Below are 15,761 nucleotides of genomic sequence, written 5' to 3'. Positions count from 1 at the left end.
GTTCAGCGCGGTGCGGCCGGGCTCTGCAGGCTTGCGGTCTGCGCCATGTAGATCTGGTGCAGGGTGATCTTGCGGACCTCGGTCTGGCTGGCATCGATATGGGCGCCGAGCAGACGGACGGCCTCGTCCGCGCGGCGGGCCCGGATGGCGCGCAGGATCAGCGCATGCTCGTCGTAGGTGGCATTGATGCGCGCGGCCCAGGTGAAATCGAGCCGGCGGATGATGCGGATGCGTTCGGTGACGTCGCGATGCACGCGGGCCATTTCCGCATTGCCCGTGGCCGCGACCAGCGCGCAGTGGAACGCCTCGTCGAGGCTGCCGACCGCGACGGCGTCGTGGCTGCGCAGATCGGCGGGCTGCAGCCATACATCGGCCAGGGACTGGTACTCGGATTCGCCCAGCAGATGCGGCTCGCTGCAGAGGCGGCGCACGGCTTCGGTCTCGAGCACCTTGCGCAGGTCGTACAACTGCTCGAACTTCTGGAAGTCGATGGGCAGCACCCGCCACCCGGCGCGGAACAGCACCTCGACAAACCCCTCTTGCTGCAGGCGGTAGAGCGCCTGGCGCACCGGGGTGCGCGACACGCCCAGGCGATCGCAGATCGCCGTCTCGGTAAAACGATCGCCGGGAATCAGGCGGAAATCGGCGATGTCCTGCTTGAGCAGGCCATAGACATCCTCGGCACGCGACTGGCGCGTGTCGTGGGCAGTGCCCAGGGCGTCGACGCCGGGCGTCAGGGGAAGATCGAGGCTCACGATGGCCATCCTAGCGTGAAAAGCGACCTCTGCACGGCAGAAAGCGGGGCTTGGCGAGATGGCCCGTCCGTCATTTGAGCGGGCTGACGTGAGCCGCCACGACGCGCCAGCCCTCGGGCGTCCGCATCCAGGTCTGGCTTTGGCGGCCACGCACCGCGCCGCCGTTGCGTTCGAACTCGAGGTTGCTGGTGGCCATGTCGCGGCCGTAGGTCGTGATCACGTGACGCACCACGTTGCGCTCGAGGCCCTGCGACGGGCGCGAAGCGCGGAAGGCCTGGATCTCGTCGTAGCCGTACAGGTTTTCCGTGGCGCCGTAGCGCAGGGTGTGCGGGCTGTTCCAGAACAGCGTGTCGAGTTCGGCCACGTCGTTGCCGGTCAGGGCTTTTTCATAACGGTCGCAGTGCGCCTGGACTTCGGCCAGAACGTCGGGGAGATTGATATCCATGAGTCGGTGAGGTTGTGATCGGGTGAACGGATCGGTTGAATGGAGGTCGAGGAAGCCGGCAGGCGTGAGCGGGAACCGCGCTCAGAGCGCTGCGGGGCGCACGGCTGCCACGCCGCTGGCCTCGAGCACATGGGCGGCCCGCAGGGTCAGGTCTTCGCGCCACGGTGCGCCGATGAGCTGGACACCCATCGGCAGGCCTCGAGCGCTCTCGGGCCAGAGCGGCGCGGCCACCACGGGGCAGCCGGCAAACGAGATGGGCTGGGTCAGCAGGCCCATGCTGGCCCGGCACGGCACCCGTGCACCGTCGAGTTCCAGCCACTCGGTGCCGATCGGGGTGGCGGGCACGGGGGTGGCCGGCGCGATCAGCACATCCCACTGAGCAAACAGCGCTTGCACCTGTGCGCGGTAGATGCGCCGAAACCGCTGGGCCAGCAGCAGCCAGTGGGCCGGCTGCAGGGCGCCGGCGATGAAGCGGTCGACCGACAGCGGCTCGAACTCGGCCGCACGGCTGCGCAGATCGGGCAGGTGAAGACTGCCGCCTTCGGCTGCGGTGAGGATGAACGCCGCAGCACGGGCTTCCTCTGCGCTGGGCCATTGCACGACGTCGGTCGCGCCCAGCACACGGGCCGCGCTCTGGGCCGCCTCTCGGGCGGCTGCCGTGGCATGGCGATCGAAGTAGCCGCCCAGGACGCCGACGCGCAGCCCGGCCATGCCCTGCGCCAGTTCACCGCTCACCGGCTGTACGGCCTGGGCATGACAGCCAGGGTCTTGCGTGTCCGGGGTCTGCAAGGCATCGTAGACGCGCGCCAGCAGACCGGCCGAATCGGCGATCGGGCCCAGATGGTCGAGGTTGTGGACGAAGGGGTAGCTGCCACGCCGCGACAGGCGGCCGAATGTGGGCTTGAGCCCCCACACGCCGCACAGCGAGGCCGGCACACGGATCGAGCCGTTGGTGTCCGAGCCCAGTGCGGCCGGCACCTGTCCAGCCGCCACGGCCGCACCCGAGCCGCCCGACGAACCGCCGGCGATGCGCGTCAGGTCATGCGGGTTGCGGGTCGGGCCGAAGTGACTGTTCTCGGTGGTGAAGCCGTAGGCGTACTCGTCCATGTTGAGGCCGCCCGTCAGCACGGCGCCCGATGCCCGCAACTGCTGGACCAGCACGGCATCCGCCCCGGCCGGCGCCTGGCCCTGGTTCACCTGGGCACCCGCCAGGGTGACTTCGCCTTCGATGTCGAACAGGTTCTTCACGGCATACGGCAGCCCGGCCAGGGGCGGCAGCGCTTCGCCTGCGCGCCGGCGCGTGTCGATCGCATCGGCCTCGAGCCGGGCGCGCTCGGTGGTGCGCAGGGTGAAGGCGTTCACCCGTCCGTCGGTGGCGTCGATGCGCGCCAGGCTGTCCTCGAGCCAGTCGCGGGCGCGCATCCGGCCGGTCTGCACGGCGTCCAGCCGGCTCAGCGTGTCGGTGGGGGCCGTGGTCATGACGGTGTTCCGGGTGAAGAAGGGGCTGCGGGCAGCGCAGGGAAGGGTGCAGGGCAGTAGACCTGTGCCGGTTCGTCGTGCGGTGCCAAGGCGTAGGCCTGCAGACGGCCTGCCATGGCCGCGGTGCGCTGCAGATGGGCGGATACCCGTTCGGCCTGGCCCTCGGCCAGCGGCAGTTCGAGCAGCGCCGCGCTGGCATGCACGTAGGCCTGCATCGTGTGTTCGATGCCGCTCATCGCCGCACCTCGCGCTGGAAGATCTCCAGGCTCAGCTTCTTGGCGGCCACGAAGCTGGGCTGGGTGAGCGTCTCGATGGTGCGCGGACGCGCATCGGCGTAGTCGAGGATCTCGGCCACGCGGGTCGGGCGCTTGGTCAGCAGCAGGATCTGGTCGGCCAGGTACACGGCTTCTTCCAGGTCGTGCGAGACCAGCAGCATGGTGGTGCCGGTCTGCATGAACACTTCCTGCAGCTTTTCACGGATGAACAGCGTCATCTCGAAATCCAGCGCCGAGAACGGTTCGTCGAGGAACAGCACTTCGGGCTTGGGGGCCAGTGCACGCATGATCGATGCCGTCTGCTGCTGGCCGCCCGACAGCTCGTAGGGATAACGGTTGAGGTCGAACTTGACGTCGAACGAGGCGACCAGCTCTTCCATGCGCCGATCCACTTCGGCCTTGCTCTTGCCCTCCAGCAACAGGGGGTAGGCAATGTTGTCGATGGTCCGCATCCAGGGGAACAGCGCTTCGCGGTAGTTCTGGAACACGTAGCCGATCTTGGTGTCCTTCAGCGACTTGCCGTCGAACAGGATCTCGCCCCGGTCGATCGGCACCAGCCCGGCGATCATGTTGATCAGCGTGCTCTTGCCGCAGCCGTTGGGTCCGAACACCGACACGATCTTGCCCTTCGGGATGTCGAGGTCGAAGTTGTCGTAGAGCGGCCAGCCGGCAAAGTACTTGGTCAGGCCGCGGATGGTGATGTGCGTGCCCGCCGGGCCGGGCTGGAAGCGCGGCTGGGGGACCTCGGCGTAGGCCGGTGCGTTGAGGACGGTTTGCATGAGGCTTATCTCCCGCTCCAATGCACGATGCGGCGCTCGAGCATGAGGAACACGATGTTGAGGGCGTAGCCCAGTGCGCCGGCCGACAGGATGGCGGCGTACATGGTCTTGACGTTGAGCACCTGCTGGGCGTCGATGATGGCGTGGCCCAGGCCGTTCTCCGAGCCGATGAACATCTCGGCCACGATCACGATCACCAGCGCCATCGAGACCGCCGAGCGCAGTCCCACGAAGCTGGGCTGCAGGCTTTCCCACAGCAGCACGTCCTTGAAAATGCGCCAGCGCGAAGCCCCCATCACCTTGGCCGCCATCACCCGCTGCTTGCGGGCGTTGATGACGCCGTAGGCACTGTTGAAGATGACGATCAGAAACGCACCGAAGGCGGCGATGGCCACTTTGTTGATGTCCGAGACACCGAAGATCAGCAGGAACAGCGGGATCAGCGCGGACGACGGCGTCGAGCGGAAGAAGTCGATGAGGAACTCGACACTGCGGTAGGCCTTTTCATTGCTGCCCAGCAACACGCCCAGCGGCACGCCGACGATCGCCGCGATGGCGAATGCCTGCAGCGTGCGCTGCACGGTGACCAGGAAGTCGATCATGAGCACGCCGCCGGCCAGCCCGGTCACCAGGGCGACCAGGGTATCGGCCGGGCTGGGCAGCAGGATCGCCTTGATCCAGCCGGCACGCACCACGATATCCCAGATGACGAAGAGCACGAGGGGGCCGACGGCCGGCAGCAGGCGCACATGCCACGGCGTTCGGGCCGGGCCTGCATCGGCCGATGCGGGCGGTTGCCAGCCCGCAGCGGGCATCGAGGAGGTCAGCGTTGCCGACCCCGGCGTATCGTTGGCTTTGTCCATGATCAGGCCTTGGCGGTGTAGAGCAGCGAGCCGACATCGACCTTGCGCGAGAAGATGCCTTTTTCGGTGAACAGGTCGTAGAACTTCTGGAAGTACGCGACGTCGCTGGGCTTGAACTCGTCGTGCAGCATGTAGGCGGCCAGCGGCACTTCGTTGGTCAGTGCGCCTTCGATGGCGGTGTAGCCCTTCATGTACTGGCGGGCCTGCTCGGGCTGCTCGCGCACGAACTGCACGCCCCGACGATAGGCCGCGATGAACTGGGCGGCCACCTGCGGGTTCTTCTGGATGAACTCCGAGGTCAGGCTGGCTGCACCGCCATGCCACGGCGCCATCGGATCGCCCAGGATGTAATGCGCCACCACACCGGCTTCGAGCACACGGGCCGTGCCGTTGAGCCGCCCCACGGTGCCGGTGGGTTCGAGGGTGTAGCAGGCGTCGATCTGGCCCGTGGCGATGGCCGCCACGTGCTGGCCGATGGGCAGCTCCACCACGGTCGCGCCCTTGGCGCCTGCACGCTCGAGCATGGTCTTGGCCAGGGTCACGTTCTGGATGCCGGGGCCGCTGGCGACCTTCTTGCCGCTCAGCTCGGCCACGCTCTTGATGGGGCTGTCCTTGGCCACCAGAAACTCTTCCAGCACATCGCGTGCATTGCTGGGGTTGGTGCAGAAGATCTTGAACAGTCCGGGCTGGGCGATCTCGCCGATCGCCAGGTTGGCCGCACCGGTTCCGTTGGCACTGCCTTCGCTGCGGCCGGCGAGCATCGCTTCCATCACCTGTTGTGCGCCGGCGAACTTCAGGGGCTCGACATCGAGGTTGGCGTCGCGGAAAAAGCCGCGCTCCACGGCGGCGAAGAACGGCAGGCCGGCGGCGACCGGCCAGAAACCGACGCGGATCTTGGGGGTGCCCTGGGCGCGGACCAGCGCAGGTGCGGCCAGTGCGCCGATCGAGGCGGCTGCGCCCTTGAGCAGGGTACGGCGGCTGGTGCGCAGAGGGGACGGTGTCGATTCACGGGTCATGGGACTCTCCTGATGAAACGGGGTGGGAACAAGGGGTTGGGTTTGAAAAAACGGGGAAACGATTCGAGGTGCAGCGTGCGGAGCGGATCAGGCGAGGCTGGCCAGATAGGCGCGCCAGCCGCCATGCCGGCTGATGTCGGGCGCCTGCGCCAGGGCGTGGCCTTCGCAGACAAAGCCGTGGACCCAGCGGCCATCGGCCAGCTCGATGCTGCCCAGACCCAGCGGCTGAGGAATCAGGGCCAGAAAACTGCCGACCGCCGCGAGCGGCATCTGCCAGACCTCGACGGCAATGGCGCTGCCCGATTCGCCGGGGGCCACGCGGCCGAGACCCGGCTTGGGCGGCGTGGTGCCGGGCAGGGCATGCAAGCGGTAGCGGGGGGCTGTCGCCGTCTGCGTCTCGAGCACGGCCCCGCGTTCGATCAGTTGGCCGTTGAGCGGCAGGCCGCTGAGGTGCGCACCGACCACCGCCAGTGCCAAGTGGGTGCCGGGTCGCGGCTGCAGAGCGGCGATGGGACGCGCGGGCGGCAGCGGCCGGCCCGTCGCACCCTGGGTCAGGCCGGTGGCATGGTGAAAGCGCTGGCCCAGCTCGGCCAGTTGCCAGTCGCTGCCGCAGGGACCGATCAGCGTGATGCCGAAAGGCAGGCCGTCCGGGCGAATGGATGCGGGAACCGACAGGGCCGCGTAGTCCAGCAGGTTGACGAAGTTGGTGTAGCAGCCCAGTTCGCGGTTGCGGGCGACCGGATCGGCGCGCATGGCCTCGAGGGTGCAATGCGTCGGTGCCGTGGGCACGCAGAGCACGTCGATGCCCGGCCAGATCGCCTGCGCCTGCTGGGCGAGGGCTTGAAGCCGGTGCTGCGCCGCATACACATCGGCTGCGCTGTAGCGGGTGCCGGCCTGCAGAATCGAGCGAACGGGCTCGATGACCTGGTCGGCCTGGGCGTCGAAGAAATCGCGCACGGCTTCGTAGCGCTCGGCGACCAGTGCGCTGTCGTAGAGCAGGCTGGCCGCTGCGGTCAGCGGGGCAAAGTCCACCGCAACCGCCACGCCGCCCTGCGCACGCAGGCCCTGTACCGCTTGCTCGAAAGCGGCGGCGGCCAGCGCGTCGCCATAGAACTCCGGCTGGGCCGGCACGCCGAAGCGGAAAGCCGCGGGCAATGGCGTGGTGTGCAGGGCCAGCTCACGCGAATACGGATCGGCCGCATCGTGGCCCAGCGTCGCTTCGAGCACCTCGACGGCCCGTGCCACCGTGGGGGCCAGGATGGAGACGCAATCCACACTGCGGGCAGCCGGCTGCACGCCGCGGGCCGAAATCAGGCCCTTGCTGGGCTTGAGTCCGACGATGTTGTTCAGTCCCGCCGGCACGCGGCCCGATCCGGCCGTGTCCGTGCCCAGCGCGAAATCGACTTCGCCGGCGGCCACGGCATAGGCCGAGCCCGAGCTCGAGCCGCCGCTCACATACCGGCTGTCGAAGCTGTTGGGTACGGCGCCATAGGGCGAGCGCGTGCCGTTGAGGCCGCAGGCGAACTGATCGAGATTGGTCTTGCCCAGCAGGGTGGCGCCGGCGTCGAGCAGGCGTGCGACCACTGCGGCATGGCGGTCGGGCACATAAGCGAACGCCGCGCAGGCCACGGTGGTGGGCACGCCGGCGACATCGATGTTGTCCTTGGCTGCAAACGTGAGCCCGGCCAGCCGGCCTTGTTCTGCCGTGCGCAAGCCCTCGGGCAAACGGGTGATCCAGGCGTGTGCCGGCTTGCCGGTTTCAGTTGCGGCGGTTTCGGAATGAGTGAAAACAGGGGTGTCCATCATGTCGACCATCTTTAATCCAATCTTGGATACAAGATAAGCAAGCGCTATGCCACTGTCGTAAAAATTCGCATGGCAGTCGATCGATATGGCTTCAGAGCATTATTTTCTTTGTTCTTTCTGCTATTGTTTTCTCTAAAACGCACTGTACGGCCAATTGCAGGGGCCCCGTGCCACGCACCACCTTGGCGATTCGGCGGTGCACCGCAGCGACAAGCTGGTGCATGACGCAGTGCACACTTCTCGCGGCAGAAAAAGTCAAGGAACTTTTCCTCTGAATGCGTCTTCTTAGCTGGTGCATTCGCAATTGATGCATTTTTACAACTGAACAAGAGGCGCAGTCATGCGGTTTTTTCGACTGAGTGTCTATATCGCGCTGCTGGGTCTGGCGGCGCTGCTGGATGAACGAGGAGGGGGAGGCTTGCTGTCGTCGGTGGTCTCTGCGGCGGGCCTGGTCGGGGCCGGCTACGAAATCCTGCGGGCCATGCTCAAGCTCGAGCGCCACTGATCCATCGGCCCAGGGCCGGTTGTCGCGCCCATCGACCACACATCCGCAGGCGCTGCGCTGACGGCGTCCCCGGCGGCAACGGGCAACATGGCAGCAGCCGCGCTCGGGCCCCGAGCGTTTGCGGCATCCGGCCCCGCAGCCCGCACACCGTTCGAGCCTCGGCAGGATGACTTGCCGAAGGAGTACCTCATGGAGTGGCTGGCTTTCGATCAACCCTGGTGGCAACTCGTCTTGCGTGCCACCTTGATCTACTGGTTCCTGCTGCTGATCTTCCGTTTCATCCTGCGACGAGACGTCGGTTCGATGAGCATGGCCGATCTGCTTTTCCTGCTGCTGGTCTCCGAAGCCGCCAGCAACGGCGCGCAGGGCCAGTACACATCGGTGGGCGACGGCTTCATCGCCATTTCCACACTGGTCTTCTGGAACTACACACTCGACTGGCTGGGTTACCACTCGGCCACGGTCGCACGCCTGCTCGACCCGCCCGCTCTGGTCATCGTGCGGCATGGCCGCATGCTCGCCAAGACCATGAAGAAAGAGCTCATCACCCGCGACGAGCTGCTGGCCAAGCTGCGCGAAGAGGGCATCGACGACCTGTCGCGCGTCAAGCTGGCGCGGCTGGAGTCCGACGGCGAGATCAGCGTCGTGCAATACGATGCGCCCGGCCGCTGAACCATTCGGCCCTGTCCGGCGCTCTGCCTGCACGGTTCGTGTCGTTTTGCGCCGATGGCCGATGCGGATTTTCGGTTTGGCCTACACGGATGGCCGTTGCCTACCCACTACACTTCGCGTCATGCCACATTCCCGTCTTCATGCCCACCTAGCCGTCTGCGAGCATTGCGACCAGATCTGCGAGGTTCCCGTGCTGGGGCGTGGAGAGCAGGCTGCCTGCCCCCGATGCGGGCTGCCGCTGGAGCGCGACGAACGCCTCGGGCCGCGCGAGATGCTGGCCGTGTGCCTGACGGCGCTGGTCGCGTTCATCTTGGCCAATGTCTACCCCCTGGTCACCATGGAGGTTCAGGGCATGGTCCGCCAGGCCTCGCTGCTCGAGGCCATCGGCGTCACCTGGCAGCAGCCCGGCATGTGGGGCGTCGCCTTGATGGCCATGCTGACGGCCTTCGCCTTGCCGCTCGGCCAACTCCTGCTGTTGCTGGCCTTGCTGCTGATGCTGTTGCGGCCCAGCCTGCCGGGCGGCTTCGACCAGGCCACCCGGGTGCTGCGCTGGTTTCGGCCCTGGAGCATGATCCCCGTGTTCGTGCTGGGCGTGCTGGTGGCCATCGTCAAGATCGCCGATCTGGCCAGCATCGTCGTCGGCGTGGGCCTGTGGTCGATGGGCGCCTTGGTCGTGCTGCTGACGATTCTGTCGCGGCTGGATTCGCGCATGCTCTGGCGTTTTGCCGAAGAGTCCGGCGCCACCCGCTCCAACCCCGAACGTCTGCCGTCGCGTCAGCGCAGCCATCACCTGCTGGCCTGCGACGTCTGCGGTTACGTGCACGATGCCGGCGAGCTTCGCCATGCCCGTTCGCAGGATTGGCTGGCCCAGGAGTTCGACCGCTGCCTGCGCTGCGACAGCCCGCTGCATGTACGCAAGCCCGACAGCCTGTCGCGCACCTGGGCCTTCCTCATCACCGGCATGCTGCTCTACATCCCGGCCAATCTGCTGCCCATCATGCAGACGCGTTCGCTGTTCGACGCCAGCGCCCACACCATCATGGGCGGCGTGGTCGAGCTGTGGGAGGGCGGTGCCTGGGACATCGCGCTGGTCGTCTTCATCGCCAGCGTGGCCGTGCCCTTCGTCAAGTTCGTGGTGCTTTTCATGCTGCTCGCGGCCGCCCGGCGGGCCCAGCGCACCAGCCTGATCCGCGACGCAATGGGTCGTCCCGCGCAACTGTCGCTGCCCACGAGTCCCGCGCCTGCGGCCGGTGCAACGGGCTCGCGCAGACGTCCGCGCGGTCGCCTGGGCCGGGCCTGGGATTTCGCACGCGGCAAGGTCACGGCCACCGATGCGCTGCATGATCACCAGGCACGCGCCAAGCTCTACCGGTTCATCGAGTTCATCGGCCAGTGGTCCATGCTCGACGTATTCGTGGTGCTGCTGCTGGGTGCGCTGGTCAACTTCCAGGGCCTGATGCAGGTGACTGCGGGCTTTGGCGCCATCGCCTTCGGGCTGACGGTGGTTTTCACCATGCTGGCGGCGATGAGTTTCGACCCCCGCCTGATCTGGGACGGCCAGCCCGCGCTGGTGTCCGCTTCGAACAACGACAAGGCCACCGAGCCAGGAGAAGTCCATGCCCGACAAGGCTGAGCCCCGCAACACCGACGCAGCGCCGAAACCGGTCCCGTCATCCGAACTGCCCCAGGCTGCCGTGCGGCCTCGGCGCCGCCGCGTGTCCGTGATCTGGCTGCTGCCCATCGTGGCCGTGCTGGTCGGTTTGTCTCTGGTCGTTCATCACTGGATGAACACCGGGCCCCTGATCACCATCCGCTTCAACAGTGCCGAGGGCCTGGCCGTCGGCAAGACGCAGGTGCAGTACAAGGAGGTGGTGATCGGCACGGTCGAGAACATCGACCTCGGTCCGCGCGGCGAGTATGTGCTGGTCAAGGCCCGCATCAACAAGAGCGCCGCCTATCTGGCCAACGAGGAAAGCCGCTTCTGGGTGGTGCGTCCGCGCCTGGGCCTGGGGGGCGTGTCGGGCCTGGGCACCTTGCTCTCCGGCGCGTACATCGGCGTCGATGCCGGCCGGACGCAAGAACAGTTGCGCACCGAGTTCGTGGGGCTCGAGGTTCCGCCGGCCGTCACCAACGACAGGCAGGGCAAACGGTTCGTGATCTATGCCAACACGCTGGGCTCGCTCGACATCGGTTCGCCGGTCTACTTCCGCAAGGTGCAGGTCGGCCGCCTGGCGTCGTACCGCCTCGAGGAACAGGGTCAGCGCGTGGCGCTCGAAGTGTTCGTCGATGCCCCCAACGACACGCTGGTCACCCAGAGCACGCGGTTCTGGAATGCCAGCGGCATCGACCTGTCGGTGAACGCCGAAGGCCTGCAGCTCAATACCCAGTCGCTGGCGACCCTGCTTGCCGGCGGCATCGCCTTCGACCATGTACCGGGCGTGGGCTCGGACGCACCGGCCGAGGCCGACAGCACCTTCCGCCTCTACGACGAACAAGGCTCGGCCTTCGACGAGATCGGCGGTCCCGCCTTCCCGGTGCGCATCGAGTTCGAGCAGTCGGTACGCGGCCTGGCCGTCGATGCGCCGATCGAGTTCCAGGGCATCGCGCTGGGCAGCGTCAAGCACATCGGCCTGCGCTACGACCCGCGCAAGCGCCGCTTCATCAGCGTGGTCGACGGCGAGATTCAGCCCAACCGGCTCGACCTCGACCGCTACCGCGCCCGCGTCACCGCGCAGTCCGAACGTGCGGATGCCGGCGTCGCTTCGGGGCAGGGCGCGCAGCAGGGCAGCCAGGCCGCGACGGGCACGGGCGCTGCAAGCGGTGCCGCTGCCGTGCCGGTCGACAACGGCTTGCCGCCCGATCTGCAGCGGCCTTCCTTCCTGCGCCGCCTGGTCGAGGACGGCCTGCGTGCACAGCTCAAGACCGCCAACCTGCTGACCGGCCAGATGTACGTGTCGCTGAGTTTTGTGCCCAAGGCGCCGCGTGCCACGGTCGATGTGAACGTGCTGCCGTTGCGCCTGCCGTCGGCGCCGGGCGATTTCGACCAGATCCAGGGCCGCCTGTCCAACATCATCACCAGCCTGGAGCAGGTTCCGTTCGGCGACATCGGCAAGGAACTGCGCGACACGCTGCGCAGCGTCAACAGCCTGACGGCCGACATCAACAGCCAGCTCACCCCCGAGGCCCGCAAGACCCTGCAGGAAGCCCAGCGCACCCTGCAGAGCGCCGAAGCCACGCTGCAGGGCCTGGGCAATGCCGCAGGCGAACAGGCCCCTCTGGTGCAGAACGCCAACCAGACGCTGCAGGAACTCAACCGGGCCGCGCGCTCGCTGCGGGTGCTCTCGGATTACCTGCAGACACATCCCGAATCGCTGCTGCGCGGACGCGGCGAGGGCATCGAGGACCGGGGTGCTTCGGGCCTGCCCACGCCCCAGACCGGATCCGGGCGGGCCCCCGCCGCCGGCCGCTGAATCCACCGTACCGACACGAAGGACAAGTCATGTACCGTCAAATCACGCTGCCCCGCCCGCTGGCCCGCCATGCCCTGATGGCCGCCGGCCTGGGTGCACTGCTGGGCTTGGCCGCCTGCAGCTCGCCGACGCCCGCGCGCTACTACACCCTTCAGCGGCCGGCCGGCAGCGCGCCCGTCGATGCCGCCGTGCGGACGACCGGGGCAGTGCCCGCTCAGGCCTCGGCCGCTCCCGCACCCGCGGCCGTTTCGGGCAACGCGCGTTTTGCGCTGCAAGTGCTGCCGGTGCGCGTGCCGCCGGCGATCGACCTGCCCCAAGTGCTGGTGCGCAGCAGCGAGGGCGAAGTCGTGCCGCTCGAGAACGCCCGCTGGCTGGGCCCGCTGGCCGACGAGATCCGGGCCGCCGTGGTGACCCAACTGGGCCGCACGCTCGGTGTGCCCGAGGTATCGGCCGTGTCGGTGCCCGCCGGGCTGCCCGTCTACCGGGTGCAGCTCGACGTGACCCGCTTCGACACGGTGCGCGGCCAGTATGCGATGCAGGATGTGGCCTGGAGCGTGCGCGAAATGGTGCCTGCCGGCCAGGCCACGAACGGCTCGCCCGCCGTCGTGCTGTGCCAGAGCCGCCAGGTGGAATCGGTGAGCGACGAGTCGACCCCCGCGCTGATCCAGGCGCACCAGCAATCCCTGGCGCGGCTGAGCGCCCAGATCGCCGCCACGCTGGCGCGGCCGCCCGCCGAATGGCGCTGCCCGGCCTGACCACGCGGCGCCGCCGAATCAGCGCATCCGCGCTTCCTGCAGGTCGTAACGCGAAACCCACTCGCGGCAGACGTGATCGGGAATCTTGTTTTCGCGGGCGAGGCGGAAGATCTCGATGCGCGCTTCGGTGATGGCACCCAGGCGCATCTCGCGTTCGATGGCTTCCAGTTCACGCATCACCGCCGCGTCCAGCGGCTGCCCGCTGCCGTCGTAGGCATTGCGTTTGAGGCTTTCCATCACCTGATTGGCCACGCTGGCGTAGATCTGCGGATCTTTGTCGGGGTGCAGGGCCACCAGCTGGTGCAGCGTCCGCTCCACACCCCTCAGGGCGGCCTCGCGGGCCACGTTGCTGGCCATGTCCTCGTAGCGGTGGTGCTCGGACTCGACCGGGATATCCAGGTTGTGCAGCAGCCGCGGCAAGAAGAAGCTGGCGGCCACCAGAGAGATGATGATCACCGACGCAGCCAGGAAGATGGCGAGGTCGCGCGCGGGCAACGGCGTGCCGTCGTTGAGGGTCAGCGGCAGCGTCATCACGCCGGCCAGGGTGATGGCACCCCGTACGCCGGCCAGCGAGATCGCCGCGATCAGGCGCGGATTGGGCCGCGGCGACACATTGCCCCGGCGCTGGGCGACCACACGGCCGATGGCCAGCGACACCCAGACCCATGCAAAACGCAGCACCGCCAGCGCCAGGCTGATCGCCAGGGCGTAGATCACCAGCCACCACGGATTGGCGTGCCCGGTTTCCGTCACCACCCGCACCGCGCCGTCGAGGATCGCCGGCAACTGCTCGCCCAGCAACACGAACATTACGCCGTTGAGCGTGAACTGCACCATGTTCCAGACCGCGCCGCGCTGCACCCGGGTGGTGGCGCCGGCCGTGCCGCTGAGTTCGGCATAACTCATGGTCACGCCGGCGGCCACGGCGGCCAGAATGCCCGACGCACCGATGTGCTCGGCCAGCTCGTACGCGCCGAAGGGAATCAGCAGGCTGACCAGAATCTGCGAACCCGCTTCCTCGCCGTAACGGCGGCTCACGCGGTTCTTGATCCACGTCACGGCCAGCGTGAACATGGCGCCCGTGGCCAGCCCTGCGCAGGCGACCCATACAAAGGACAGCGCGGCCTGGGTCAGCGAGAACGAACCTGTCACGGCGGCGGCCACGGCAAAACGGAAAGCGACCAGACCGCTGGCATCGTTGAGCAGCGATTCGCCTTCGAGCACATGCATCACGCGCTTGGGAATCGTCACCCGCGAGGTGATCGCCGAGACCGCCACCGGATCGGTCGGCGAAATAATGGCCGCCAAGGCAAACGCGATGGCCAGCGGCATGGCCGGAATCAGCCAGTGGATGAAAAACCCCACCCCGACCACCGTGCAGATCACCAGCCCCAGCGCCAGCTCGACGATGGCGTACTTGTCGCGCAGCACGCCTTCCTTGGGAATGCGCCAGCCGTCGAGGAACAGCAGCGGCGGCAGGAAGAGCAGAAAAAAGATCTCCGGGTCGAGCGCGACGCCGCGATTGAAACCGCCCGCGATCAGGGCGCCGAGCGCGATCTGGACCAGGGGCAGGGGGATGGGCACGGGCAGCATGCGGACCAGCACGCCGCTGACCACCACGGCCATCATCATCGCCAGGGCGATGGAAATCGATTCCATAGGGGGAGAGAAATGAAGATAACGAAACAGGAACAGACGCCTTGCGGCCATTCGGCAAACCCAAGTGCGGGGACACTTTACACCCCCTGCACCGGGGCTGCGGTCTGGGCCGTCAATACACGTATCGTCACGATCGGTTTTGACGGCGCCAGGGGCCTGGCCTGACGGTGTCGCGGCCGTTCCGGCGAGATCTTCGCGGGGCGGTTGCCGCCCCCTCCCGGCTTACTGGCCCAGCGCTTTTTCCAACTGCGCGAGGTTGCTGCGCATCATGCCGATATAGGTTCCGGCAGGCTCGCCCACGGGCGCGAGCGCGTCCGAATACAGCCGTCCGCCCAACGCCACGCCGGTTTCTGCAGACAGCCGCTGCATGAGCCGCGGGTCGCCGATGGTTTCGAGGAAGATGGCCGGGATACGGTCGTGCCGGATCTGCTCGACCAGCCGGGCGATGCCTGCGGCCGAGGGTTCGCTTTCGTTGGAAAGCCCCCGTGCACCGATGAAGTCGATGCCGTAGGCCGCGCTGAAATAACCGAAGGCATCGTGGGTGGTCACCAGGCGCCGGCGGGCCTGGGGAATACGCGCCACGGCTGCCCGGATGTCGGTGTCGAGCTGGCGCAACTGGGCACTGTAGCGCGCGGCCGCAGCCTGGTACAGAGACGCTCCCGAAGGATCGGCCTGGACCAGTCCCTTCGAGATGTTGTCGACATAACGCAGCACATGGCCCACATCCTGCCAGGCGTGCGGATCGCGCGTGCCGTGATCGTGGCTGTGGCCATGATCGTGGTCGTGGCCGCCATGGCTGTGCGGCTCGCCGTGCGCATCGTGATCGCCGTCGGCTTCCTCGAACTGGCGAGCCTGGATGCCGTCGCTGGCCGTGATCAGCAGGCCCTTGAAGCCCGATGCCTTCTGCAGCCGGGGCAGCCAGCCTTCGAAATCCAGTCCGTTGACCACCAGCACCCGAGCGTCCTTCAGAGCGCGGGCGTCCTGTGCACCGGGGTTGAAACTGTGGGCGTCGCTGCCCGGGCCGACCAGGGCGGTCACCGCCACCCGCTCGCCGCCCACCTGGCGCACCAGATCGGCCAGGATGGAGAAGCTGGCGACCACCGGCAGGGCTGCAGGGGCTGCGGTCTGGGCCTGCGCCATGCGTGTGCCGGCCAGCGTGGTGGCCACGGCGGCGATCGCCAGGGTGCCGAAGCCGCGGCGGTTCATGGGGGCGGCGGATGAGGAGGGTCGTGACGGTAAGGCGGTCATGGTGTGTGAGGTGAGGTTTGTGTCACGTCGAAGG

Annotated in this window: 15 protein-coding genes; 5 read left to right on the top strand and 10 right to left on the bottom strand. The window is 67.5% G+C overall.

Annotated features, from left to right (window positions below):
* Positions 1–2 precede the first annotated feature (2 nt).
* The 8 genes from EC845_RS02955 to atzF all read right to left on the bottom strand — a co-directional run bounded on the left by EC845_RS02955 (position 3) and on the right by atzF (position 7,415).
* Positions 3–755 (bottom strand): GntR family transcriptional regulator, encoded by a 753-nt coding sequence (locus EC845_RS02955; RefSeq protein ID WP_370451230.1) that lies wholly within the window; start codon positions 753–755, stop codon positions 3–5.
* A 70-nt stretch (positions 756–825) separates the two neighbouring features.
* A complete protein-coding gene (hpxZ, locus tag EC845_RS02950; RefSeq protein WP_123295712.1) occupies positions 826–1,200 on the bottom strand; it encodes an oxalurate catabolism protein HpxZ in 375 nt (124 codons plus the stop codon).
* 81 nt (positions 1,201–1,281) lie between these two features.
* A complete protein-coding gene (locus tag EC845_RS02945; RefSeq protein ID WP_123295711.1) occupies positions 1,282–2,679 on the bottom strand; it encodes an AtzE family amidohydrolase in 1,398 nt (465 codons plus the stop codon).
* Entirely contained in the window at positions 2,676–2,915 is a 240-nt protein-coding gene (locus EC845_RS02940; protein ID WP_123295710.1) for a DUF4089 domain-containing protein, read from the bottom strand. Before EC845_RS02940 ends, EC845_RS02945 begins: the two co-directional genes overlap by 4 nt.
* On the bottom strand, positions 2,912–3,733 hold the full coding sequence (locus EC845_RS02935) for an ABC transporter ATP-binding protein (RefSeq protein WP_123295709.1): 822 nt from the start codon (positions 3,731–3,733) through the stop codon (positions 2,912–2,914). The genes EC845_RS02940 and EC845_RS02935 overlap by 4 nt, the downstream gene beginning before the upstream one ends.
* A 5-nt stretch (positions 3,734–3,738) precedes the next feature.
* Positions 3,739–4,596: an ABC transporter permease gene (locus tag EC845_RS02930; RefSeq protein WP_370451228.1), complete on the bottom strand. Its 858-nt coding sequence runs from the start codon at positions 4,594–4,596 to the stop codon at positions 3,739–3,741.
* Between the two features lie 2 nt (positions 4,597–4,598).
* Positions 4,599–5,612 (bottom strand): ABC transporter substrate-binding protein, encoded by a 1,014-nt coding sequence (locus EC845_RS02925; protein ID WP_123295708.1) that lies wholly within the window; start codon positions 5,610–5,612, stop codon positions 4,599–4,601.
* Between the two features lie 87 nt (positions 5,613–5,699).
* Positions 5,700–7,415, bottom strand: coding sequence for an allophanate hydrolase (gene atzF, locus EC845_RS02920; RefSeq protein WP_123296327.1), 1,716 nt, complete (start codon positions 7,413–7,415; stop codon positions 5,700–5,702).
* A 343-nt stretch (positions 7,416–7,758) separates the two neighbouring features.
* On the opposite strand from atzF, the gene EC845_RS22260 reads away from it, so the two are divergent.
* The 5 genes from EC845_RS22260 (at position 7,759) to EC845_RS02900 (ending at position 12,820) form a co-directional block, all read left to right on the top strand.
* Positions 7,759–7,923 carry a hypothetical protein gene (locus EC845_RS22260; RefSeq protein ID WP_158615595.1) on the top strand — a complete coding sequence of 55 codons (165 nt, stop codon included), beginning with the start codon at positions 7,759–7,761 and terminating at the stop codon, positions 7,921–7,923.
* Positions 7,924–8,112: 189 nt separating this feature from the next.
* Positions 8,113–8,595 (top strand): DUF421 domain-containing protein, encoded by a 483-nt coding sequence (locus EC845_RS02915; RefSeq protein ID WP_158615594.1) that lies wholly within the window; start codon positions 8,113–8,115, stop codon positions 8,593–8,595.
* A 121-nt stretch (positions 8,596–8,716) separates the two neighbouring features.
* On the top strand, positions 8,717–10,228 hold the full coding sequence (locus EC845_RS02910; RefSeq protein WP_158615593.1) for a paraquat-inducible protein A: 1,512 nt from the start codon (positions 8,717–8,719) through the stop codon (positions 10,226–10,228).
* On the top strand, positions 10,212–12,065 hold the full coding sequence (locus tag EC845_RS02905) for an intermembrane transport protein PqiB (protein ID WP_123295705.1): 1,854 nt from the start codon (positions 10,212–10,214) through the stop codon (positions 12,063–12,065). The genes EC845_RS02910 and EC845_RS02905 overlap by 17 nt, the downstream gene beginning before the upstream one ends.
* A gap of 29 nt (positions 12,066–12,094) precedes the next feature.
* On the top strand, positions 12,095–12,820 hold the full coding sequence (locus tag EC845_RS02900) for a membrane integrity-associated transporter subunit PqiC (protein ID WP_123295704.1): 726 nt from the start codon (positions 12,095–12,097) through the stop codon (positions 12,818–12,820).
* An 18-nt stretch (positions 12,821–12,838) separates the two neighbouring features.
* On the opposite strand, the gene EC845_RS02895 is transcribed toward EC845_RS02900, so the two are convergent.
* On the bottom strand, positions 12,839–14,479 hold the full coding sequence (locus EC845_RS02895; RefSeq protein ID WP_123295703.1) for a Na+/H+ antiporter: 1,641 nt from the start codon (positions 14,477–14,479) through the stop codon (positions 12,839–12,841).
* A 222-nt stretch (positions 14,480–14,701) separates the two neighbouring features.
* Complete coding sequence (locus EC845_RS02890; RefSeq protein ID WP_233597915.1) at positions 14,702–15,685, bottom strand: metal ABC transporter solute-binding protein, Zn/Mn family; 984 nt, start codon at positions 15,683–15,685, stop codon at positions 14,702–14,704.
* Positions 15,686–15,761 lie beyond the last annotated feature (76 nt).

It is taken from the genome of Comamonas sp. BIGb0124 (assembly GCF_003752175.1).
GTDB lineage: Bacteria > Pseudomonadota > Gammaproteobacteria > Burkholderiales > Burkholderiaceae_C > Comamonas_F.
Note: the sequence above shows the minus strand (reverse complement) of the source record. Positions and strands in the feature narration are given on the sequence as shown.

Bases quoted from the DNA above. Each gene is read 5' to 3' on its own strand.
- EC845_RS02895 (WP_123295703.1), bottom strand. From the start codon at position 14,479: ATGGAATCGATTTCCATCGCCCTGGCGATGATGATGGCCGTGGTGGTC.
- EC845_RS02945 (WP_123295711.1), bottom strand. From the start codon at position 2,679: ATGACCACGGCCCCCACCGACACGCTGAGCCGGCTGGACGCCGTGCAG.
- EC845_RS02915 (WP_158615594.1), top strand. From the start codon at position 8,113: ATGGAGTGGCTGGCTTTCGATCAACCCTGGTGGCAACTCGTCTTGCGT.
- EC845_RS02905 (WP_123295705.1), top strand. From the start codon at position 10,212: ATGCCCGACAAGGCTGAGCCCCGCAACACCGACGCAGCGCCGAAACCG.
- EC845_RS02890 (WP_233597915.1), bottom strand. From the start codon at position 15,685: ATGAACCGCCGCGGCTTCGGCACCCTGGCGATCGCCGCCGTGGCCACC.
- EC845_RS02910 (WP_158615593.1), top strand. From the start codon at position 8,717: ATGCCACATTCCCGTCTTCATGCCCACCTAGCCGTCTGCGAGCATTGC.
- EC845_RS02900 (WP_123295704.1), top strand. From the start codon at position 12,095: ATGTACCGTCAAATCACGCTGCCCCGCCCGCTGGCCCGCCATGCCCTG.
- EC845_RS02940 (WP_123295710.1), bottom strand. From the start codon at position 2,915: ATGAGCGGCATCGAACACACGATGCAGGCCTACGTGCATGCCAGCGCG.
- EC845_RS02935 (WP_123295709.1), bottom strand. From the start codon at position 3,733: ATGCAAACCGTCCTCAACGCACCGGCCTACGCCGAGGTCCCCCAGCCG.
- atzF (WP_123296327.1), bottom strand. From the start codon at position 7,415: ATGGACACCCCTGTTTTCACTCATTCCGAAACCGCCGCAACTGAAACC.
- hpxZ (WP_123295712.1), bottom strand. From the start codon at position 1,200: ATGGATATCAATCTCCCCGACGTTCTGGCCGAAGTCCAGGCGCACTGC.
- EC845_RS22260 (WP_158615595.1), top strand. From the start codon at position 7,759: ATGCGGTTTTTTCGACTGAGTGTCTATATCGCGCTGCTGGGTCTGGCG.
- EC845_RS02925 (WP_123295708.1), bottom strand. From the start codon at position 5,612: ATGACCCGTGAATCGACACCGTCCCCTCTGCGCACCAGCCGCCGTACC.
- EC845_RS02930 (WP_370451228.1), bottom strand. From the start codon at position 4,596: ATGGACAAAGCCAACGATACGCCGGGGTCGGCAACGCTGACCTCCTCG.